This is a genomic window from Rhizobium sp. WSM4643, from assembly GCF_025152745.1.
Taxonomy (GTDB): Bacteria; Pseudomonadota; Alphaproteobacteria; order Rhizobiales; family Rhizobiaceae; genus Rhizobium; species Rhizobium leguminosarum_I.
Genome location: NZ_CP104042.1, coordinates 478,747 through 498,249, shown reverse-complemented (window position 1 = coordinate 498,249; position 19,503 = coordinate 478,747). Strand labels below are relative to the sequence as shown.

The following is a 19,503-nucleotide window of genomic DNA, read 5'->3' as shown; positions in this document are numbered from 1 at the left end:
GGCGAAGCTATGCTCAGCCTGGCGGCACCACCTCTAACGTCAACCGGTCGAGCGGGCTGGTCGTGCTGCGGATCAGGGTATTGGAAACCTTCGTGTAGCGTGCCGTGGTGGACAGATTGTTGTGGCCGAGCAAAACCTGGATGATGCGGATGTCGGTTCCGCTTTCCAGAAGATGGGTGGCAAAGCTGTGACGCAGCGTATGGACCGTCACCCTTTTGTCGATGCCGGCAGCAGTGCACGCCGAACGGCAGGCAGAATACAGAACCTGGACGTCGATGGGCTTGGTCTCGTCCCGGCCCGGGAACAGCCAGACCTCGGGTCTCGCCAGCCGCCAATAGACCCGCAGGATCGCGAGCAACTGCGCTGACAGCATGACGTTGCGATCCTTTCCGCCCTTGCCGTGCTCGACGCGGATGATGCCGCGTTCGCCATCAACGTCGCGGACCTTGAGATGGACAGCTTCCGAGGCGCGCAGCCCCGCTGCATAAGCTGTCGTCAGTGCGGTGCGGGTCCTCAGGCTCGGAACCGCTTCCAGAAACCGCACGATCTCGTCGCCGTTTAGGATCGTCGGCAGCTTGGCGGGTGTCCGGGCATAGGCAATGCGTTCCGGTATCTCGGCATGACCGAGCGTGACGCCAAAGAAGAACCGCAGGGCACAAACTGTCTGGTTCAAGGCCGGCCACGATAGGCCCGAGGAGACCAGATGCACCTGAAACGCGCGCACGTCTGCCAGTCCAAGACGGTCTGGCGATCGGCCGAAATAGCGCGAGAACTTCGTCACCGCATGCAAATACGATCGTTGCGTCGCTGGCGAAAGATTGCGGATCGTCATGTCATCGATCATGCGCCGGCGTAGCGGGCTTATCTCTGTCATCGTCATCTCCTGTTCAAAGGTTGGGCTAAAACAGCCCAATCCTTCAAATCAGAAGCGCATCATGCAAATCCCGCACTCCACATGCCGCGCAAGCGGCTTCGTTCAATCCTGAATGTCGATTGGTCCTAGTCTTTTATAAGTTGGGCGGAACGTCATGCCAACGCAGCAAGCCTGTCACGCAGCCAGCGTTGTGCCGGATGGTTGGTGGTCCGGTCGTGCCAGACACTCACGATGGTGAAGCCGGGGATGGTGAGTGGCGGTTCCAACACCTGCACCCGATCCGACCAGCCATCGGCAATCCGCCGTGGGATCAAAGCGATCATGTCGGACCGCGACACGACCTCTGGCACGATCAGAAAGCCCGACGTGGACAGGGCTACGGTGCGGCGGCGGCCGACGGCCTCCAGTGCTGCATCGGTAGGTCCCGAGAACCCGCCGCCCTGGGGTGACACGACGACGTGCTCCAGAGCGCAGAATACGTCCAGGCTGAGACGGCCCTGCACGGCCGGGTGTCCCTTCCGGGCGATCACCGCGTAACTCTCTTGAAAGAGCTGGCGCTGGCGCATGGCCGCCGGTGCATGGTCTGGAGATGCCAAGGCCAAGTCGACTTCGCCCCGCTCCAACTGCGTGGCGAGCGCCAGCAAGTCGAGGGCACGCCAGGCGATGCGGACCTTGGGTGCCTCGGTTTTGAGCGCGACCGAGAAGCGGCTAAGCAGAGCAAACTGCACATAGTCACTCGCGGCGATGACGAGGGTGGCCTCCATGGTCGCCGGGTCGGACGACATTCCCTCTGCCACAACCCTACGGACACCCTCTAGCGCGTCATGCAACGGTTGCCGAAGCTCGACGGCGCGCTGGGTCAGCACCATCCCACGCTGAGCCGGAATGAGGAGGGGATCGCCGAGTTCATCTCGAAGCCGCGCCAGCCGGGCCGACAAGGCGGGCTGGCTCAGGTTCAAGCGCCGGGCGGCACGTGTGACGTTCCCTTCCGCCAGCAGAGCTTCGAGCGTGACGAGTAGGCCGAGATCAAGGTTCTTGGTATCCATTTGCTGGATAACAACAGACAGAAGGTTCGATTTCAACACCGCACCATGCGGCTTTATATGAAGATCGTAAATAAGTTGCAGGGGCATAGAGCCCTTAAGCGGAAGGGATCGATGCGACTATCCGGACGAACGCCGTCAACCTATTCGAAATCCCTAGTCCAGGCTCGGCAGCCCACGGTTGACCGCGCTCGATAGGCATCACCCACACCATTCAGGAGAACATAATGTCTGACCTAGGCAACACTTTCATGCGTCGCTTCGTGCAGTTCATCAACACTGCCGACGAAAAGCTTGGCGAGGAACTCATCGCGCCGAATGCGGAGTTTTACGTTCCTTATCAAAGCGAACCGCTCATAGGGCCGCCGGGCTATCTCGAAGCCATCGGGTGATGCGCGGCGGCTTTCCGGACATCCAGTGGACGCTCGAGGAGTTAATCGTCGAGGGTGAGAAGATCGCCGCGAGGAACACGATGCGTGGCACACACGAAGGCACGTTCTTCGGAGTACAGGCGACCGGAAGGCGGATCGCCGTCCAAGCCATGAACTTTTATCTCGTGGTCAACGGGAAGATCGTCGGCGAGCGCGGTCAGCCCGATCTCCTCGGGCTGATGCAGCAGATCGGTGCCGTGCCAGCGGCGAGTTGATCGCAACGGCAGATCCACCAGGTGGCAGGTTTCGCGCTCGCGCTGGCCGAAATCGCGGACGCCTTCCGGCTCCAGGAACCTGGCAGCCACTCCGGCAAGATCGTCGTCGAATCCGGCACCCCCCAACTATCAAGAAGGAATCATCATGAAAGTTCTTATTGTTTACGCGCACCCTGAGCCCACTTCGCTGACACGGCAACTGGTCGACGTGACCGCTGAGACGCTGTCGGCAGCTGGGCACACCGTGGTTCATTCGGACCTCTACGGCATGAAGTGGAAGGCGGTGTACGACGCCGATGACTTTCCGATGCGCAGCAACCCTGAACGGCTGTCGTTCATCATGGAGTCAGGCAATGCTTACGCAAGCGGGCATCAGACGCCCGACGTGATCGCCGAGCAGCAGAAGCTGCTCACGGCGGATGCTGTGGTCCTGCAATTCCCGTTGTGGTGGTACGGCGTGCCCGCGATCCTGAAGGGCTGGATAGAGCGGGTCTATGCCTTCGGTTTTGCCTACGGCTATCAGAATGGCTCCAACGAGTTCCGCTTTGGCGACGGCATCCTCAAGGGCAAGCGAGCGCTGGTCAACGTGCAGGCAGGCGGCCCAGCGGCCGACTATGGCCCGCGGGGTATCAACGGTCCGATCGAGCAGCTGTTGTTCCCGCTGACCCATGGCGCGCTGTTCTACCCCGGCATGGACGTGCTCCCGACGCACGCGGTCTATGGCGCGGGTCACGTTTCCACGGCGGAGGAAGTCGAGGCGATCAAAGCGGCATGGCGTGTGCGCCTCGCCGGGCTATTCACCGACACGCCGATCCCCTTCCGGTCGCAAAACGGCGGCGACTTCCCCGATCGCCACACCATGTCCGACGATGTTGCGCCGGGCCAAACCGGCCTCGTCGCGCACGTTGCCGATCTGGTCGACGCATAAGGAGATTAAAATGGATGTAGCATTCATCGGACTTGGGCAAATGGGCTCGGGTATGGCCGACAACCTCGTGGCGGCCGGCCACCAGGTTACCGTCTGGAACCGGGACCGGACCAAGGCTGAGCCGTTCGCTGAGCGGGGCGCGACGGTCGCCGCTGATCTTGCCGCGGCCGCTCGGGCTGGCACCGTCGTGACGATGCTTGCCAATGACGCCGCTGTGGAGGCGGTCTCGTTCGGCGACGGCGGGCTGCTCGCTGCAGGTCCCGGCCTGCTCCATATCTCGTGCAGCACGGTCAGCGTGGACCTCACCACTTCGCTGGCGGAGGCGCATGTCGCGGCAGGACAGCGGTTCGTGTCGGCGCAGGTCTTGGGCCGCCCAGACGTCGCGGCCGCCGGCAAGCTGTCGGTCATCGCGGCAGGCGCGGCGGACGATCTGGACGTAGCACAGCCCTTGTTCAACGCGATCGGGGCGGCGACACATCGGGTCGGCGGCCGCCCGGTGATGGCCGCGGCGGCGAAGCTCGCCTTCAACGCCGGCATCCCAGCCATCATGCAGATGCTGACGGAGCAGTTCCGCATCGTTGCCGCCCACGGTATCGCCGCGGATCGGATGGCGGCGCTGCTGCTCGAAGTGAACTACGGCAATCGCCTGATTGGTAGTTACGGACCGATCATCGCGGAAAAGCGGTTCGAGCCGGCGGGACTCCCTATGCGATTGGGCCGCAAGGATGTGGGCTTGGCGCTCGCGGCGGCAGGCGATGCCGAACTGCCGCTGACGGAGCTGATCGCCAGACGCATGGACGCGATTATCGCCGCTGGCGGTGGGGAGCGCGATTGGTCTGCGGTTGGCCAGACAGATTAGACGTCGACAAACCTCACCTGATTCCGGACTGAGACGGAGGGCGCTGTCGTCTTCCTGTGAACGCCACCATCGGAGAAAACCAAATGCGCATTCTGAAACCGCTCCTGCTCCCGCTTATACTCGCCGCGCCATTGCCGATGGCGACAGTCCAAGCCGCTCCCGCCGATGTGCCGGCGGCCGTCGCCGCTCCCAGGAGGCCGGGCGAGGCGGTCGCGCTCGACGAAAGCCGCAAGCCCGTCGAGGTGCTGAAGTTTCTCGGGCTTGAACAGGGCGACCGCGCGCTCGACCTGTTCACCGGGACCGCGGCCCCGTTTACGCGCGTCGGCTATTATGCCGAGATCATCGGCCGCGCGGTCGGTCCCAAGGGTGCGGTGGTCGCGTGGGAGCCTGCCAATCTGCTCGACGATGCAGGCAAGAAGAACTTTGCCGGCCTGATCGCGCGCGTTCCCAACGTCCACCTGATCTCGAGCACCGCCGCCGATCTGACGCTCGACCCTGCGAGCTTCGACTTTGTGCTAATGCACCTCGTCTATCACGACACCTATTGGGAGAACGAAGAGTTCCAGTTTCCTCGGATGGACCCGCACGCGTTCCTCGCCAAAATCTTCGCGGCGACCAAGCCAGGCGGGATTGTCGGCGTCGTCGATCACGTCGCCGCGCCCGGCGGCGACGCACGCGCGGTCGTCAGAAAGCTCCACCGCATCGACCCGGCGGTGCTCCGAGCGGATTTCGAGCGCGCGGGGTTTAAGCTCGAAGCCGAGTCCGATCTGCTGCGCAACCCCGACGACGATCATTCAAAGCTGTCGCTCGATCCCGCGATCCGCGGAAAGACTGACCGCATCATTTACCGCTTCCGCAAACCCCGTTGAGGGCACGCTGTCATCCCTGAACTTCCACGCCCCAGGGCGCGGGTGACAGGGCGGCAGCCGGCCGTCGATGGCCGTATCCCCATGGCCGATGGCGCCGGGGTGGTGGAGGCGGCTGGTGCGGAAGTCACGGAGTTTAAGCTCGGCGACCATGTTGCGCCGGGCCAAACCGGCCTCGCCGCGCGCATTGCCGATCTGGTCGACGCATAAGGAGCAACACCGATGTCGCCTGCATTGTTCGCGCTTGCCGTGGCGGCCTTCGCCATCGGCACGACAGAGTTCGTCATGATCGGGCTTGTCCCGGATGTCGCGCTCGATCTTACGGTAACGATACCCCAAGCCGGTCTGCTTGTGACTGGCTATGCCCTGGCCGTGACCGTTGGGGCGCCGACGGTCACGGCCCTTACTGGAAGGCTTCCCCGCCGCGGGCTTGTGGCTGGGCTGATGGGCCTGTTCACGCTCGGAAATCTGCTCGGCGGCGCTGCGCCGACTTATGAAGTGCTGCTGGCCGGGCGGATCGTGACCGGAGTGGCGCACGGAGTGTTCTTCGCAGTCGGCGCACCGATTGCGATGGGCCTGGCGGATCGTGAGCGTGGCGCGCGGGCGGTGGCGACGATGTTCGCAGGGCTTACCTTTGCAATGGTCATCGGTGTCCCATTCGGCACAATCGTCGGGCAGAGCCTTGGGTGGCGAGCACCGCTGCTAGCGGTGGCTGTGCTCGGATGCCTCGCGACAGCGCTATTGCGACTTTTGTTGCCGCGGGAAATCCCCCACGTTCGGCCCGCCGGATTGCAGTCGCAGTTCGCCGTACTGATGAAGCCCCGCCTCCTGGCGCTCTATTTCATCGCTATGACCGGGTTTGGTGGATCATTCGTGGTTTTCACCTTTCTCGCACCGCTGCTGAGGGAGGTAACCCACGTGTCACCGGCCGCAGTCAGTTTGGCGCTCATGGCATTCGGCGCAGCTGCGGTGGTCGGGAATTTTGGCGGAGGCCGGCTTAGCGATGCGCTCGGCACGCGGCGCGGCCTCATCGCAGCGCTGGTCGGCCTCGTCCTGGCGCTTGCGACGCTGCCCTTTTCAGCCCCGCACGTCCTGACAATGTTCGCCAACCTGCTCCTCTGGTCTGCCTGCTGCTTCTGTCTTGGCCCCATCGTTCAATCGGGCGTGGTCGCGGCGGCGGAAGAGGTCGCGCCCGGCGCGGTCGCGACGGCTTCGGGCTTCAACATCGCCGCGTTCAACTTCGGCATCGCAACATTCTCCGCGATCGGCGGTCTGCTCGTGGCCGGCCCCGGTATTATGACGACGCCCTGGGGGGCGCAGCTGCTGGCTGCGCTGCGCTTGTCGCCAGTTTGTTTGTCCGCTCACACCAGCCGGGGCGCATGCCGATTTCCGGCGAAAGATCTAATCCTGCAGCCTGATCAACACTTAGCGAAAGGACTGTCTTATGGAGACCTATGTCGTGCGCCCCCCCGGCGGTTTAGATCGTCTTGAAATCGTCGAGCGGGATGATCCGGGCGAGGGCGATCATGTCGTTTCGACTTTCTTTCCGCATTGGACCGCCGGCAGGCCCTTTACCGCAGTCGGCAACTTCGCGGGGACGCCGGGCGGCGGGATCGACGGCATGGCGGCGACGCATGTCGTGCGCCCTGTTTCAGCTTTCACCCGAGCGCCCAAGGGCTGGAGCCATCCCGAAGCCGCGACTATTACCACCTCCGGGCTTACCGCTTGGCGCGCGCTCGTGATCGACGGCGCGCTGCAGGCGGGTCAAACCGTGCTGACCCTGGGCAGCGGCGGGGTGTCACTTGCCGCACTTCAACTCGCCAAAGCGATGGGTGCGCATGTAGCAGCCACCTTCTCCTCAGACGAAAAGTGCGAGCGCCTACCCCGATCAGGCGGCGGAGCACTAGATGCGGATTGAACAACTTGTTTCCAAGGCGCAACATCTTGCCCGGCTTGCGGACGAACCCTCGGGTTGCGCCACCCTCATGGAGGAGAAGAAACGGAGCCACCTGCCGGGGTTGGTGGTAATGTGTAGGACGCACCCTGGTCAAGTTGAGGCGCCGATCTGCGGCCCCGTCTTTGGGTTAGTTCTGCAGGGATCGACGGAGATTTCTGCCGGCATGCAATCCCTGTCAATTGCGTCGGGCGACCTATTGGTCGTCAGCCATGACTTGCCGGTCGCCACACGCGTCAAACATGCCGCTCCCTTTGCTCCTTATCTTGCGGTTTTAATTTCTGTCGATTTGACAATCATAAGGAGCCTTGCTGAGCAGATCAGCGAGGACTGGGCGGAGAACAAACACGCTCAAACGCTGGAGGCGGGATCGGCCGAACCGGTTTTGATTGAAGCCGTTGATCGATATCTGTCGCTCCCGGAAAATTCGGTCGAGGCGAACGTCATAATCCCCTTGATCCGCCGAGAAGTTCATTTTCGTGTTTTGGTCGGCAGGCATGGCGGGATGCTGCGCAACCTTTTGTTGCCGGGCAGCCATGCCAGCAAGATCGCCAAAGCTATCGCGCTGATCCAGGATGGCGCTCGCGAGAGACTGTCGTTGACCTCGCTGGCCAGCGCAGTGGGAATGGGTCTGTCGTCGTTTCACCATCACTTCAGATCGATCGCTGGGACAAGTCCGCTTCAATATCAAAAGGACTTTCGCATGATCGAGGCCAAGCGTTTGTTGTCGCTCGGTGGTCGCACTGTCACGTCCGTCGCGTTAGAGGTCGGCTACGAAAGCGCCAGTCAGTTCAGCCGGGAGTATTCGCGTAAATTCGGCGCGCCCCCTCGAAATGATCTCCCCCGTACCGACCGCGCCAAAGGTCGCGCCGCTGGAGGACGAACGCTTGATTTGTGATTTGCTCTTGCCGGCAGGATCAGGTTGATCGATCAAGGCAACGTAGGACTGTTCTTCACCTACTACGATCAGACCAGTCTCTGGACTTTCCAAGCGCTGCTGCACGGACTGGGCGCAAAGCGCCACGCGCCGCGCTTCGGGAAACGGAGATCTCCACGTTCAGGAGCGCGCTGCTGACACCGTCGCGATAAAGGCGCGCAGGTCGGCCAGCATCAGTTCCGGCTCTTCCAGCGCGGCGAAATGCCCGCCCCGCGGCATGTCGGTCCAATGCACGATGTTAAAGGTCTTCTCCGCGAACGAGCGCGGCGGCGGCAAGAACACCGGATCAGGGAAAGCCGCAAAACCGGTCGGCACCTGGATGCGGGTGCTGGCCGGAAGCATCCGCGACTCCTCAAGCCGGCTGCCGTAGTAGATCCAGGTTGCAGTCACGAACGATGCAGGCGCGATGTAGAGCATGATGTTGGTGAGGAGTTCCTCCTCGGAAAACTTGCTCCAGATGTCCGGGTCGCCATCGGCGGTTGTCGGAAGATCGGCCCACTTGCCGAACTTTTCGAGTATCCAGCCCGCCGCTCCGACCGGGCTATCGGCCATCGCGACGCCGAGCGTTTGCGGGCGGGTTGCCTGCTCGTGAAAGTAGGCGCTCTCCTGATCGGCAATCGCCGCCCGCTTGGCGGCGAAGGACTTCTCCTCGTCGGTCGTGGGAGCGGCATCCTCCGCACGCACGGTCATCATGTTGATATGGATGCCGAGCAGAACGTCCGGTCGATCATGCGCTGCCCAGACCGCGAGGGCGTGACCCCAATCGCCCCCTTGAATGAAATACGGCGCGTCGCCGAACAGTTGGATCATCAGCCCATGCACGAGCGCAGCAGCCCGCCGCGGGCCGATCGGGCCCGTGATCGGGTTGGAGAACGCGAAGCCAGGAAGCGAGGGGACGACAACATCGTGCCCGTCCGCTGCGAGCGGCTCCAAGAGCCGCTCGAATTCGAGATACGAGCCCGGCCAGCCGTGGAGAAGCAGGACGGGCGGCTTGGAGCCGTCGCCCTTCACATGAACGAAGTGGATGTGCTCGCCTTCCACGTCGGCCGTGAAGTTGGGGAGTGCGTTGAGGCGTCGTTCGACCGCACGCCAGTCGTAGCTGTCCCGCCAATACGCGACGAGCCGCCTGAGGTCTTCAACCCCGACCCCCGCTGACCAGCCTCCCGCATCCGGCAGCGGGCTCCAGTCAAAAGCCTCGACCTTGGCTCTGATCGTGGCGAGCCGTTCGTCAGGGATGTTGATCGTGTAGGGTGAAATCATGATGTTTTCCGCTCAAGCTGGGATGCGGTTCGATGGAGAGGGCGTCCACCAATCGGCTATCCGTATTATCGGTGAATGATTGAGAGCCTAAGGCCGCTCCACATACTACTCGGTACGTCGCCGAGGCGGAAATCGAACTTTCTGCATGTTGTTATCTAACGAATGGATACCAAAAACCTCGATCTCGGCCTGCTCGTCACGCTCGAAGCCCTTCTGGTGGAAGGAAACGTTGCGCGTGCCGCCCGGCTCTTGAACCTGAGCCAACCCACGTTGTCGGCACGGCTGGCGCGGCTTCGCGATGAACTCGGCGATCACGGCCTGCAGCACGGCCAAACGTCATTCGTCCGCCCCTTGGCTGGGTGATCCCCCTCCGTTCTAGCGCTTGTCCCCTCTCTCCAGCAGCCAAGGTGGATTGCAGCTGCACTTGTCGCAAATCACGTCGCAGATTTTATACCACCTGCGACAGACTTGACCGACATATGAAATGCCTGAAAAACAAAGGAGGGCTGACGTTGTCGCGTAGTTGGGAGTTATGCAACACAGGACGGTCGCCTCCTTTCCAAGACCGTCCCGTCATGCTGGCCTCTGCGCGAAAAGAAGCTTCCCTTCACCATTGGACGCAGATCTTGCCGAAATGTTCGCCGCTCAGCCGATATGCGAACGCCTCAGGCAACTCCCCGAAGGCAAAGGTGCGGTCGATGACGGGACGGACGCCGGTCGCTTCAAGCGCTGCGATATAATTCTGCTGATCGCGCCGACTGCCGACGATCAATCCCTGCAGGTGAATTTGCTTGCGCATGAGCTCCACCGTCGGCACCTGACCCTCGAGCCCGGTGAGCACGCCGATCAGCGCGATATGCCCGCCAACCCGTGTGGCCCTGATCGACTGTGGCAAGGTGCCTGGGCCGCTGATTTCGACGACATGGCTCGCGCCTTCTCCGCCCGTCAGCCGCAAGACCTCACTGCTCCATTCGGGCGTGGCTTTGTAGTTGATCGTGTGATCTGCCCCGAGCGTGCGTAGGGTGCCGCGCACGGCAAAACGTGTGCCTTATGCAATGTCGAATATTTCGCTATCCGGTGCTGCGCGCCGCCGCGGCGAGCATCGATGGACCGGATAGCTGCTCGGCTATGGTTGAGTGGGAAGGGGACCGTGACTGCTGATTGATGGCCTTTCTAGATCATTTTTCCGCGCCGGTGTGGCCCTGAAATCGGCCAGCTGCCTTGAACGTATTCCCCACTCTGGAGAGAGCCTATATGTCCGATGTTTTGCCATTCTTCCGCACCTGGGCGGCACATCCGCTCCGCATTGCCTCTGTCGTTCCCTCGGGAAGGCATTGGGCCAATTGATAACGTCCGAGATAAGCGCAGGTGGAACGGGCGCTTTTACGCAGGCGCTTGTCGAGCGGGGCAATCCGAACTCGAGTTGGTGCTCGTCGAATATACGACGCGGTTTGCCCAGATTCTCTGTCAACGGTATTCATCCGGCAGCATCCATTACACCACTTCGTGATGACACTTTCTGTAACGTCCGCGCTCGCTGGAACGAAAAGAGGAATTGGTTCAAACAGGAAGGAATGGCTATGGCCATGATGTTATCAGTAGAGAATTCCCCACTGCGAGCTTCAGCGATTTCGTTTGCTTGGGGATCCTTTGTATCCGCTGGCAAATCCTCAAGACGGTAAACGCATCTTGGCTAAGACGCTCCTTTATCTCGCAACTCGCAATCCATAGTTTGAGGCACTTTAATGCTCAAAGATAACGAAAAAAAATTCGGTAAAGGTGTAACAGCGCTAGGTCTGTCGTCAGTCGATAGCAGTGGACGGTTCATTGAGGCTCGTTACCTCAGGACATGGCGTGGTGATGACGATGATCATACAGGTACGGTTCGCATCGACGAAGCCGACCTCTCGCGACGCCTCGGACGATCTTTCTCCGGCGTCGCCCGACACGACGCCGTTCGGGACGTTTACATCGTCCCGATTCGAACCAAAATCCGCGATCTTCACGAGAAGGCGGTAGATCTCTGTGATGTTTACTTGCGCCTTTACCTCCTAAGCGCCCGCCTGGCGACACCTGATCAGGTCAGTCTCGCGGGCGCTCTGGACTTTTTTGTCAACGTTGCCTGGACTTCGGTGGGCCCCTGTCTACCAGAACGCGTCGAGGAGGTGCAGCACACGGCACGAATTAGCGGGCAGGAAGTGACAGTCGGGAGTGTCTGGCCTTTCCCGCGTATGACGGATTACGTTGTGCCAACGGGCGTCAAGGTTATGAACACTGAGAATGTACGCTTGGGCGCTTATCTCGCGCCAGGAACGACTGTGCTCGGCGCTGGTTTCTGCAACACGGGTTCCTCGACTCGTGGGGCGACAGCGATCGAGGGACGGCTTAGCCTCGGTGTCAGCGTTGGCGAAGGAACGCACATCGGCGGTGGCGCCTCCCTTATGGGGACGACATCCGGCGGCGGCAAGCAAGTGGTGACGATCGGCAGAAACTGCCTGGTCGGAGCAAATGCCGGGGTTGGTATCGCGCTGGGCGACGATTGCGTTGTCGAAGCCGGTTGCTACGTAACCGCCGGTATGCCGGTCAGCCTTCCTGACGGCCAGATCGTCAAAGCAATTGATCTCTCCGGCAAGCCGGGGCTTCTATTCCGCCGCAATGCCGTGCAGGGAAACGTAGAGGCCTTGCCATCGCCTGGATGGAAAGGGTTGAACATGATGCTCCACCAATAGATACGTCGGAATCGAGCGTCGATCTGTTTCACGTTCCTCACGCAGTTTTACGCGATCAGCTCGGGCAGGATGTCGGAGGTGCTTGATGCCAGATAAGGTTGGTGACAGCGGGTTCATACGTGAAGGCTGACACCAACCGCCTCAACGACAGCGCGGTGCGCACGATCCGTCACAAAGAAGCCGACCGCCGCTCCAAGACGGAATATCTCCGCGCCCTTCCTCCTACAAAAGAAGCCGAAGGGCGCGAAAACTAATGGATCTCGGGAGAGGCACGATCTTCTTAGACCACCATAGGAAGGCCACGACCTTTGCCACGCTAGGCGGAAGAGCGATCTCCACTGACACGTTGACCGTGTACTAACAGACTTTATCGGGCATAGTGGCGGCATTTTACACACCCAAGTCGGAAGCCGCATCGGAACCAAAGGCCCAAAGTGAATTCAGGATGGTAGTCGTTCAAATTCTTGGTACCGCATCCTCTCGGAAATTTGATGCCAGAGGAAATTACCTGCCTTGGCCCGAGGCTCGACGCCTTTAATCAGTCCAGTGTTGATGAGGTCCCTCGTGATTAGAGCCTTTCTATTTTCGTATTCTGTACTGGCGGCGATGTCGGGCCCCTCGTTCGCTGGGGTTCCTTGCGGCGGCTCCATTGCCTGTCCCGTGAAGGGCGGCGATTATAGGATCGAGTTGCCAAAAGGCGGCGATGTTCGGGGCGCCTACGTCTTTTTTCACGGCTACAAAAGTTCCGCCGAGCTGCAAATGCAACAACGCCCCCTCGTCGATACGACCATATCTCATCATCTCGCCTTTGTGGCGGTTGACGGTACCGATGGGAGTTGGTCATTCCCAAACAGCGTCCGTCCTGGACGAGACGAAAAGGCATTCATTGCCGATGTTCTTGAGGACCTGCGGAAACGCTACGGCTTCACGGCCGAAAAAACTATTATCGGAGGATTTTCCATCGGCGCCTCGATGGCATGGTACACGGCTTGTCAGCAAGGCGAAAAGGCGGCAGCCATGCTCACCTTTTCCGGTGTCTTCTGGGATCCACTTCCAGAGGCCCAGGACTGTGTTGCAGACCTTCCGCCGATGATCCATTTCCATGGAACCGCCGACCAGACATTTCCTTTGGAGGGACGCTCTCTTAGGGGCCGTTTTCATCAGGGCAACGCCTTTGACAGCGTGGCGATCCTGCGTTCGCGCGCCAGATGCGATATAGAGCATGCGAAGACAATTACGCTTGATGACATCAAATGCAACGATGTTCCCGGCTGTATCCGGGGCGACAGCATCATGTGCATCCACAACGGCGGCCACGAGGCCCGTGCAGATATGCTCGACGCCGGCCTGACGGCAGTCGGCTTTCCAAGATGATCCTTGTCCCGAAAATTAGCTGAAGCTTCTTGTAACAACCGACAGGCATCCTGCGAACTAGTCAACAGCGAGGTGTTCAGCCTTGGCGAGATTGGCCGAACGTTCGGTCCCGGGTTATAAAGGAACTTATCATGCTGCATTCCGTCGTATGTCCCAGCATGGGCCACGCCATCATCCACCACTTTGGCGAAGGCGCGGCCGTTTGGGGGCAGGTGATCACACCGAGCATCGCGCACCTGTTACAGTCCGAACGGGAGCTTCGGATCGATTTCTCCCAGGTTCGTCCAGGCATTGTCTTCGAAGTTGAAACGGCTGGCGCGTTGCTGCCGCACGTCATCGATGCTTCGACGCTGCGGGTTCATGTCGGAACGACTGCATATCGCCATGCCGCAGGCCGTGCGGACGCGACAGTCGAAGCTGTCGTTCGTATCGATGTCGGCGGCGACTGCACGCTCAAGGTTTGGGGGAGGGCAACGGCGGAGAACCGGTCGCCGCAGGAGCCTGCCAGCATCCACAACCCGGCTTCCACTACCCCGATGATCTTCAAGGTAACATTCTGGGAAATCTCTCGGGCAAACGATGCACGTTTCGATCAGTTGCTGCGTGAATCGGCCGAAAAGGACCGGGAGATCCAGCAGCTTCGGGCTCAGGTCGCTCTTGCGATGTGCTCGCAATAGGCTGTCAGCGGCAAGCACGACTTCGTGAACGCTGCAAGCTGTAACATTTCGCCTTTTGCCTTCGAACAGGGTGCGTTCGTCTCAACTGCAAAGGAAAGATCATGACCCTGTTCATCCCGCGTATCGTGCCGCTCGCGGCCGCAGCCCTTCTTGCGTTTTCTTCGGCCTCGATCGCGTTCGCCGATGAGATCTACGCAACGAACGGTGTTGCCATCAACGGCTACGATGCTGTTGCCTATTTCACCGACCATAAGCCGGTAAAGGGAACCCGGGAATTTTCGACTTCCTACAAGGGTGCCACCTTCTACTTCGCGTCCGCAGCGCACCGCGATACCTTCGCGAAGGACCCGGGACACTACGCCCCGCAATATGGCGGGTACTGCGCCTTCGGAACCGCCGAGGGGCACAAGGCGCCCACCCAGCCCCAGGCCTTCACCGTCGTCCATGACAAGCTCTATCTCAACTACAACGACGACGTCGCGAAGACCTGGCGCTCAGATATTGGCGGCTACATCAGAAAAGCAAACGCCAATTGGGACGCAGTGAGGGGACAGCCTGCTCCATGATTGGCATCCTCATCAAGCCCGCCCGTCCGCAGTTGTGGGCGGGCGAAACCTCGACGCCCCTCTTAAGGTCCCAAGCCATGATTTCTGCACCTCGTATCTCCCACAGCCACCCCAACCGACTTCGCGATTGTCAAAGAGCGATTGTCACCGATCTCAACAGCCTGATTGATCGAGCGGCAGCGATGGGCTGGAACAGGAGGGAGGTGATTGCGGCTCTCGCCGATCTTCTGGACGCCGAACCTGAAGACGCAGATGGCTTGCTTCGCGCGATGGCCGACTACGTAAGCCAGCCGGCGCGGCATGTCGCCTAGAGGCTTGGCGGGTTAATAAAAATGCGTCTCCTGGTCATTATCTTCCTATGTATTTTTGGCGTCAGCCCGGCGCTCGCAACTGAGACACCGCTGGCGATGAATGACGCTTTCAAGTTTTCCGTGGATCGCACGCCATCGGGATCTATCCACCTGCGCTGGCAGATGCCGCCAGGATATTATCTCTACCGCCAATATCTTTCGGCCAAGACCGTAGACGGCTCTTCAGTCCCGCTAATTACATTTCCCGGGACGGACAAGATCGATCCGAATTTCGGAAAATCTGAGGTCTATTTTGATCGCGCGGAAGCCGAGCTTGGTCCCGTCGGTTCTTCGGTGACCATCACATACCAGGGGTGTCAGGACCATGGTCTCTGCTATCCGCCAGCCAGGCGGATCATCGATCCGACAACGCTTGCAGTGTCCGAACAGCCGGTGTTTTCACCTCCAGCGGGCGGACAATCGGCATGGTCCGATACGGCAACGACCGGCAGTGCGACGGGAACGCAAGGATCCACACAGCTTACATCGATCGTGGCTTCGGCAAATGAGGAAGATATCGTTGGCGGCTTTCTGTCGCGTGGCGGCGTTCCGCTCCTTCTTAGCGCCTTCGTTGGCTTTGGCATTCTCTTAGCCTTCACCCCGTGCGTTTTTCCGCTGTACCCGATCCTGGCAGCCACGCTTGCGCGCGAAGGGGAGAAGCTCAATGCGCGGCGCGGATTCATCCTGTCGGGGAGTTATGCGATAGGGCTCGCTTCAGCCTTTGCGATCTTTGGGGCGGCCGCTGCCTGGACAGGTGAGAATTTGCAGATCGCCCTGCAATCGCCGATCACGGTCGCTGCAGTTGCACTCATATTTGCCCTCCTTGCGTTGTCGATGTTCGGTCTGTTCGAGCTGCAGCTACCTTCGGCGTGGGTGGCGCGTCTCAGCCGACCGGATAGGCGGCGGGGCGGGTCGGTTGGATCGGCTGCTGTACTTGGATTTTCCTCGGCCTTCATCATCGGCCCCTGCGTAACGGCCCCACTTGCGGGCGCGCTGCTTTATGTCGCTCGCACCGGAGATATCGCTCTTGGGGCAGCTTTGCTGTTTACGCTCGGCCTCGGCAAGGGCGTTCCGCTGGTGATTTTCGGGACGGTCGGCTCTCAGGCCTTACCGCGCGCCGGCGCGTGGATGACCTCGGTCAAACATGTATTCGGCTTCGTGTTCTTCGCCTTCGCGATCTGGATGGCGGAGCCGGTGATCCCACAATGGCTGCCACTTGGCCTGTGGGCTGTCTGGGCAATGGCGATCGCCGTCTTCTTGGATGCTTTCAACGTCACGAACGGCCGCACAACGCCCGTGCGCATGGGTCTACAGTCGCTTGGGCTTCTCGCGGCCGTCTATTCAGTGATACTCGTTGTCGGCCTTGCCAGCGGTTCCATCGATTCCGTGCGTCCGCTTAATGGGTTTGCCAGCGTGCGAACAGCCGCCCGGGTCAATCCAGAGGACCAGATGGCCGTGCTCTCCTCAATGCCCCAACTGACTGCTCAGCTCGATGCGGCGCGTTCGACTGGTAGGGCGAGCCTTGTCTATTTCACCGCCGATTGGTGCGTGAGTTGCCGCTCGATCGATCGAAACGTCTTCTCCAGCCCCGATGTCGCCAATGCGCTAGCGCCTCTGAAGACGTTCAAGGTCGATCTCACCCATATCAGCCCTGAACAACGTGAGCTCATGCGCGAGCTCAATGTGGTGGGACCGCCGACTATGATTTTCTTGCCGTCCGATCGCCGGCAGACCGGGAAACGGCTGGTCGGAGAGTTCGGCACCGATGACGTCCTGGAAGCGGCTGCAGCCACGAGAAACGGTGCGTAAGCCCCTGCCGAGAATATTCAGTAATGGGATACCGAGATGTTTATTCGCAGACAATTCCTTTCGATCGCCGCCGGCGGCGTCGTTGCTGCCGTATTGGCTCCCCGGCTTGGTTTTGCCCAGCAGTTGACGGAGGACGAAGTCTTCCGCGACCCGGATGCTCCCGTTCTCGGCAACCCCAAGGGTGACGTGACCATCGTCGAGTTTTTCGACTATCAGTGCCCCTATTGCAAGAAAAGCCACCCGGACGTGGAATCGGTCGTTACTGAGGATGGCAATGTCCGGCTGATCATGAAGGACTGGCCTGTGTTCGGCGACGTTTCAGTGTTCGCGTCGCAAGCGGTGCTCGGCGCAAACGAACTTGGCGCCTACAGACAGGCGATGGAAGCATTGATGGCAACGCCTGCCTCGCTCAGCCAAGACGATGTCAAAAGGCTTCTGACATCGGCCGGGCTCGATCTCTCGAAGGTCGCCGAAGCAGTCCGTCGGAACGAAAAGAAGATTTCCAATCTGCTCACCAGAAACTACAATCAGGCAACGGCCTTTAATTTTGCTGGAACACCGTCTTTCGTCATCGGAAGAGCTACCTCTTCCGGCATGCTGAGCAAGGACGGCATACGCGACTTGATCAAGCAGGCGCGAGCCGCCTGATCCGCCGCGCGCAATAAGCTTCACAAGCGTCGTCGGCTTTCCCATCGAACTTTTCAGTGTTCTTGAGCTTGTCATCTTGAGGAGGCGCCAGAGCGGGCGAGATTAAATTGCTGACATCCGTCACGCCCCGGCTCTGTCTGGCGTGATGGGCACGGTCCACAGGTCGATCAACATCACGCGGTGGCGTCGTTCTTCCCTGTCGAAGTGGAACAGCGCCTTCTCAGCGGACGGACTGGAATGTTTTGGAGCGTTAGATAGGCTTTCTGGATGGGATGGCCGCAGCAAGGCAGAAAGTCTTAGTCTCACGACTTTCCTCGGTTGCTCGGCAAGCTTTGGAGAAGGCCCATGGGGAGTCCGACAACGGATTAGATGACGGCGTCGGAGCTTAGCTCCGCCTAACATGCGCGGTTACCAACCGCGCATGCCTTTGGCATGCATTCAATGTCCAAATCGCAGCAGGGTGTTGCACGAGGAGCATGACACGGTTCGTCCGCGGGTGCACATCGGGAAGACCACCGGTTCATCGCTCTATTCGTAAGACGTTGCAGGCTGCTTGGCTCTCCGTGACGGCCCTGCAACCTCGTCACCGCGTGCCACGTTCCAGGACCATAGCTCTGCAAGCGCACCCATCACGAGACCACCTTCGCGGGAGCCCATGTCGCCCACGACACCTGTGAAGAAACTGGATAGATTGGTCACTACGACGCCCGCTGCGCGCATCTGCTCAAGTGCGGTTGTCTCGGTACGGCTACTCAGGCCGCCGCAGCAATCAACCAGGACTGATACCTCGTAGCCGGCACGTCTCGCATCCAGCGCCGTGTGTAGGATCGCAATTTCGCTTGACACACCCGCCAAAGCTATCACGCTGCGCCGCTTGTTCGCCAGGCAATTGCAGCATGCTTGATCCTTCAAGACGCTTATCGTCCGTCGGACGAGGAAGCTGATTGAGCCGAGTTCTTCGATCAGGGTCGGCGCTTCTTCGCCCAAAGGCACGACAGAGGCTGTGACGGGGATCGCTAAAGCATCTGCGATCCGCATAAGAGCCGATGCTGCATCCCCTATCGCCGCGGCAGACTGTGTGGCGGAAGAAGCAACTATCGGCGGCTGCATCTCAACGAGCAAGATTTGAATATCACTGAAGTCAGCTCTGTTCATTTTAAATTCTCACCGTTCAAGCTTGTCGCTTTGGCCATCCATGCGACCGTGAAGTGCTCTTCGAAAAGTTCCCGAAGGTTACGACCCTGGTAACCCGTCATGCTTCGAACAATTCGATGATTTCGTGATCAGGGCCCTGCACATGCGCGGCGCGAACAACGAATGAACGCTCGAATGGATGGCGGGCTTTTAGTTTGATTTCCGTGACGCCATTCCACACCCCGCCTGCGCCGTCCTTTATCGGTAACGGTGTTGCGCCGACTGCCAATGCCCGCGCGTAGGTTTCTTCGAGATCGGATACACGCAGGCCGAGATGGTGGAAGCTCGATGACCGTGGGTCTGGGGGGATTGCCTGCTCTGGTGCCGGGATCAGTTCGAGGACTTGTCCATCAGCCATTGCAAGATGTGCTCCCTGCAACGGGTTATGGAAGTATATGTTGCCGTCCTGGACTGCCTCGACGCCGTCCCAACGAAACACGAGCCGAAAGTCGAAAGCTTGTTCGTAAAACAAGATCGATTTGTCCATATCGCGGACCCGTACATTGATGTGGTGCAGACCACACCCGTAGAACAGATGAAGAGGCTTCGCGGCATTTGTGGCAGCGATTTCCTCAGCGGAGGTTGCAGATGCTTCTCGTTTATCCATTCTCTTCCCTTGGTGTTGTAGTGACGATGGCGGATTCCGCGCCAGCAGTGGTATCGGTCATCCAGTGTGGCAACCGAGCAAACGTAGACCCACATTCACTATCAGCTGCCCCTGACAGATTTTCTTCCGGGAGTACGTGTAAGTTTGCCGCCTTGTTACATTCAAAAATATTTTTTGTCGCA

19 protein-coding genes and 4 pseudogenes are annotated in these 19,503 nt (G+C 60.0%); 17 read left to right on the top strand and 6 right to left on the bottom strand.

All coding sequences use genetic code 11. The features are described from left to right. Nucleotides 1–13: 13 nt before the first annotated feature. Both N1937_RS29295 and N1937_RS29290 read right to left on the bottom strand, forming a co-directional pair. Nucleotides 14–874, bottom strand: coding sequence for a tyrosine-type recombinase/integrase (locus N1937_RS29295; RefSeq protein ID WP_130765551.1), 861 nt, complete (start codon nt 872–874; stop codon nt 14–16). Between the two features lie 152 nt (nt 875–1,026). Further along, entirely contained in the window at nt 1,027–2,007 is a 981-nt protein-coding gene (locus tag N1937_RS29290) for a LysR family transcriptional regulator (protein WP_245310536.1), read from the bottom strand. A gap of 137 nt (nt 2,008–2,144) precedes the next feature. Between N1937_RS29290 and N1937_RS29285 the strand changes: the two are divergent. The 8 genes and pseudogenes from N1937_RS29285 to N1937_RS29250 all read left to right on the top strand — a co-directional run bounded on the left by N1937_RS29285 (nt 2,145) and on the right by N1937_RS29250 (nt 8,068). Next, a pseudogene (locus tag N1937_RS29285) lies at nt 2,145–2,563 on the top strand (ester cyclase). Between the two features lie 145 nt (nt 2,564–2,708). Continuing rightward, nucleotides 2,709–3,491 (top strand): NAD(P)H-dependent oxidoreductase, encoded by a 783-nt coding sequence (locus N1937_RS29280; RefSeq protein ID WP_168263728.1) that lies wholly within the window; start codon nt 2,709–2,711, stop codon nt 3,489–3,491. A 10-nt stretch (nt 3,492–3,501) separates the two neighbouring features. Then, entirely contained in the window at nt 3,502–4,350 is an 849-nt protein-coding gene (locus tag N1937_RS29275) for an NAD(P)-dependent oxidoreductase (RefSeq protein ID WP_260059961.1), read from the top strand. A gap of 83 nt (nt 4,351–4,433) precedes the next feature. Further along, nucleotides 4,434–5,219 carry a class I SAM-dependent methyltransferase gene (locus N1937_RS29270; RefSeq protein WP_260059960.1) on the top strand — a complete coding sequence of 262 codons (786 nt, stop codon included), beginning with the start codon at nt 4,434–4,436 and terminating at the stop codon, nt 5,217–5,219. A gap of 10 nt (nt 5,220–5,229) precedes the next feature. Next, nucleotides 5,230–5,372: pseudogene (locus N1937_RS29265) on the top strand (NAD(P)-dependent alcohol dehydrogenase); the annotation flags it as partial. A gap of 66 nt (nt 5,373–5,438) precedes the next feature. Next, nucleotides 5,439–6,707: an MFS transporter gene (locus N1937_RS29260; RefSeq protein WP_260059959.1), complete on the top strand. Its 1,269-nt coding sequence runs from the start codon at nt 5,439–5,441 to the stop codon at nt 6,705–6,707. After that, nucleotides 6,661–7,110 (top strand): annotated as a pseudogene (locus tag N1937_RS29255) (hypothetical protein); the annotation flags it as partial. The gene N1937_RS29260 and the pseudogene N1937_RS29255, both read left to right, overlap by 47 nt. Nucleotides 7,111–7,123: 13 nt before the next feature. Then, the gene (locus tag N1937_RS29250; protein WP_260059958.1) at nt 7,124–8,068 is read left to right on the top strand and encodes an AraC family transcriptional regulator; all 945 of its coding nucleotides are present in this window, start codon (nt 7,124–7,126) and stop codon (nt 8,066–8,068) included. Between the two features lie 159 nt (nt 8,069–8,227). Here N1937_RS29250 and N1937_RS29245 read toward each other — a convergent pair whose 3' ends face one another. Then, entirely contained in the window at nt 8,228–9,367 is a 1,140-nt protein-coding gene (locus tag N1937_RS29245; RefSeq protein WP_260059957.1) for an epoxide hydrolase family protein, read from the bottom strand. A gap of 162 nt (nt 9,368–9,529) precedes the next feature. Between N1937_RS29245 and N1937_RS29240 the strand changes: the two genes are divergently transcribed. Beyond that, nucleotides 9,530–9,730: a helix-turn-helix domain-containing protein gene (locus tag N1937_RS29240; protein WP_441005675.1), complete on the top strand. Its 201-nt coding sequence runs from the start codon at nt 9,530–9,532 to the stop codon at nt 9,728–9,730. Nucleotides 9,731–9,974: 244 nt separating this feature from the next. On the opposite strand, the pseudogene N1937_RS29235 reads toward N1937_RS29240, so the two are convergent. After that, nucleotides 9,975–10,388 (bottom strand): annotated as a pseudogene (locus N1937_RS29235) (zinc-binding dehydrogenase); the annotation flags it as partial. 724 nt (nt 10,389–11,112) lie between these two features. Here N1937_RS29235 and N1937_RS29230 point away from each other — a divergent pair. From N1937_RS29230 to N1937_RS29195, 8 genes are all read left to right on the top strand, one after another. Continuing rightward, nucleotides 11,113–12,096: a DapH/DapD/GlmU-related protein gene (locus tag N1937_RS29230; protein ID WP_260059956.1), complete on the top strand. Its 984-nt coding sequence runs from the start codon at nt 11,113–11,115 to the stop codon at nt 12,094–12,096. 119 nt (nt 12,097–12,215) lie between these two features. Continuing rightward, entirely contained in the window at nt 12,216–12,350 is a 135-nt protein-coding gene (locus N1937_RS29225) for a hypothetical protein (RefSeq protein WP_260059955.1), read from the top strand. A gap of 310 nt (nt 12,351–12,660) precedes the next feature. Continuing rightward, a complete protein-coding gene (locus N1937_RS29220) occupies nt 12,661–13,470 on the top strand; it encodes an alpha/beta hydrolase family esterase (RefSeq protein WP_260059954.1) in 810 nt (269 codons plus the stop codon). 131 nt (nt 13,471–13,601) lie between these two features. Continuing rightward, on the top strand, nt 13,602–14,147 hold the full coding sequence (locus N1937_RS29215) for a hypothetical protein (RefSeq protein ID WP_260059952.1): 546 nt from the start codon (nt 13,602–13,604) through the stop codon (nt 14,145–14,147). Nucleotides 14,148–14,248: 101 nt separating this feature from the next. After that, nucleotides 14,249–14,713, top strand: coding sequence for a YHS domain-containing (seleno)protein (locus N1937_RS29210; protein ID WP_260059951.1), 465 nt, complete (start codon nt 14,249–14,251; stop codon nt 14,711–14,713). Further along, nucleotides 14,710–15,024 carry a hypothetical protein gene (locus N1937_RS29205; protein WP_260059949.1) on the top strand — a complete coding sequence of 105 codons (315 nt, stop codon included), beginning with the start codon at nt 14,710–14,712 and terminating at the stop codon, nt 15,022–15,024. The genes N1937_RS29210 and N1937_RS29205 overlap by 4 nt, the downstream gene beginning before the upstream one ends. A 21-nt stretch (nt 15,025–15,045) precedes the next feature. Continuing rightward, entirely contained in the window at nt 15,046–16,872 is a 1,827-nt protein-coding gene (gene dsbD, locus N1937_RS29200) for a protein-disulfide reductase DsbD (protein ID WP_260059948.1), read from the top strand. A gap of 36 nt (nt 16,873–16,908) precedes the next feature. After that, complete coding sequence (locus N1937_RS29195) at nt 16,909–17,520, top strand: DsbA family protein (protein ID WP_260059947.1); 612 nt, start codon at nt 16,909–16,911, stop codon at nt 17,518–17,520. A 528-nt stretch (nt 17,521–18,048) separates the two neighbouring features. Here the strand turns inward: N1937_RS29195 and N1937_RS29190 are convergent. Then, a complete protein-coding gene (locus N1937_RS29190) occupies nt 18,049–18,675 on the bottom strand; it encodes an isochorismatase family protein (protein ID WP_260059946.1) in 627 nt (208 codons plus the stop codon). Nucleotides 18,676–18,772: 97 nt separating this feature from the next. Further along, the gene (locus N1937_RS29185) at nt 18,773–19,321 is read right to left on the bottom strand and encodes a VOC family protein (protein ID WP_260059945.1); all 549 of its coding nucleotides are present in this window, start codon (nt 19,319–19,321) and stop codon (nt 18,773–18,775) included. Between the last annotated feature and the right edge of the window lie 182 nt (nt 19,322–19,503).

Coding starts and splice junctions, on each gene's coding strand:
- N1937_RS29295 (WP_130765551.1), bottom strand. CDS start 874: ATGACAGAGATAAGCCCGCTACGCCGGCGCATGATCGATGACATGACG.
- N1937_RS29290 (WP_245310536.1), bottom strand. CDS start 2,007: ATGCCCCTGCAACTTATTTACGATCTTCATATAAAGCCGCATGGTGCG.
- N1937_RS29280 (WP_168263728.1), top strand. CDS start 2,709: ATGAAAGTTCTTATTGTTTACGCGCACCCTGAGCCCACTTCGCTGACA.
- N1937_RS29275 (WP_260059961.1), top strand. CDS start 3,502: ATGGATGTAGCATTCATCGGACTTGGGCAAATGGGCTCGGGTATGGCC.
- N1937_RS29270 (WP_260059960.1), top strand. CDS start 4,434: ATGCGCATTCTGAAACCGCTCCTGCTCCCGCTTATACTCGCCGCGCCA.
- N1937_RS29260 (WP_260059959.1), top strand. CDS start 5,439: ATGTCGCCTGCATTGTTCGCGCTTGCCGTGGCGGCCTTCGCCATCGGC.
- N1937_RS29250 (WP_260059958.1), top strand. CDS start 7,124: ATGCGGATTGAACAACTTGTTTCCAAGGCGCAACATCTTGCCCGGCTT.
- N1937_RS29245 (WP_260059957.1), bottom strand. CDS start 9,367: ATGATTTCACCCTACACGATCAACATCCCTGACGAACGGCTCGCCACG.
- N1937_RS29240 (WP_441005675.1), top strand. CDS start 9,530: ATGGATACCAAAAACCTCGATCTCGGCCTGCTCGTCACGCTCGAAGCC.
- N1937_RS29230 (WP_260059956.1), top strand. CDS start 11,113: ATGCTCAAAGATAACGAAAAAAAATTCGGTAAAGGTGTAACAGCGCTA.
- N1937_RS29215 (WP_260059952.1), top strand. CDS start 13,602: ATGCTGCATTCCGTCGTATGTCCCAGCATGGGCCACGCCATCATCCAC.
- N1937_RS29210 (WP_260059951.1), top strand. CDS start 14,249: ATGACCCTGTTCATCCCGCGTATCGTGCCGCTCGCGGCCGCAGCCCTT.
- N1937_RS29205 (WP_260059949.1), top strand. CDS start 14,710: ATGATTGGCATCCTCATCAAGCCCGCCCGTCCGCAGTTGTGGGCGGGC.
- dsbD (WP_260059948.1), top strand. CDS start 15,046: ATGCGTCTCCTGGTCATTATCTTCCTATGTATTTTTGGCGTCAGCCCG.
- N1937_RS29195 (WP_260059947.1), top strand. CDS start 16,909: ATGTTTATTCGCAGACAATTCCTTTCGATCGCCGCCGGCGGCGTCGTT.
- N1937_RS29190 (WP_260059946.1), bottom strand. CDS start 18,675: ATGAACAGAGCTGACTTCAGTGATATTCAAATCTTGCTCGTTGAGATG.
- N1937_RS29185 (WP_260059945.1), bottom strand. CDS start 19,321: ATGGATAAACGAGAAGCATCTGCAACCTCCGCTGAGGAAATCGCTGCC.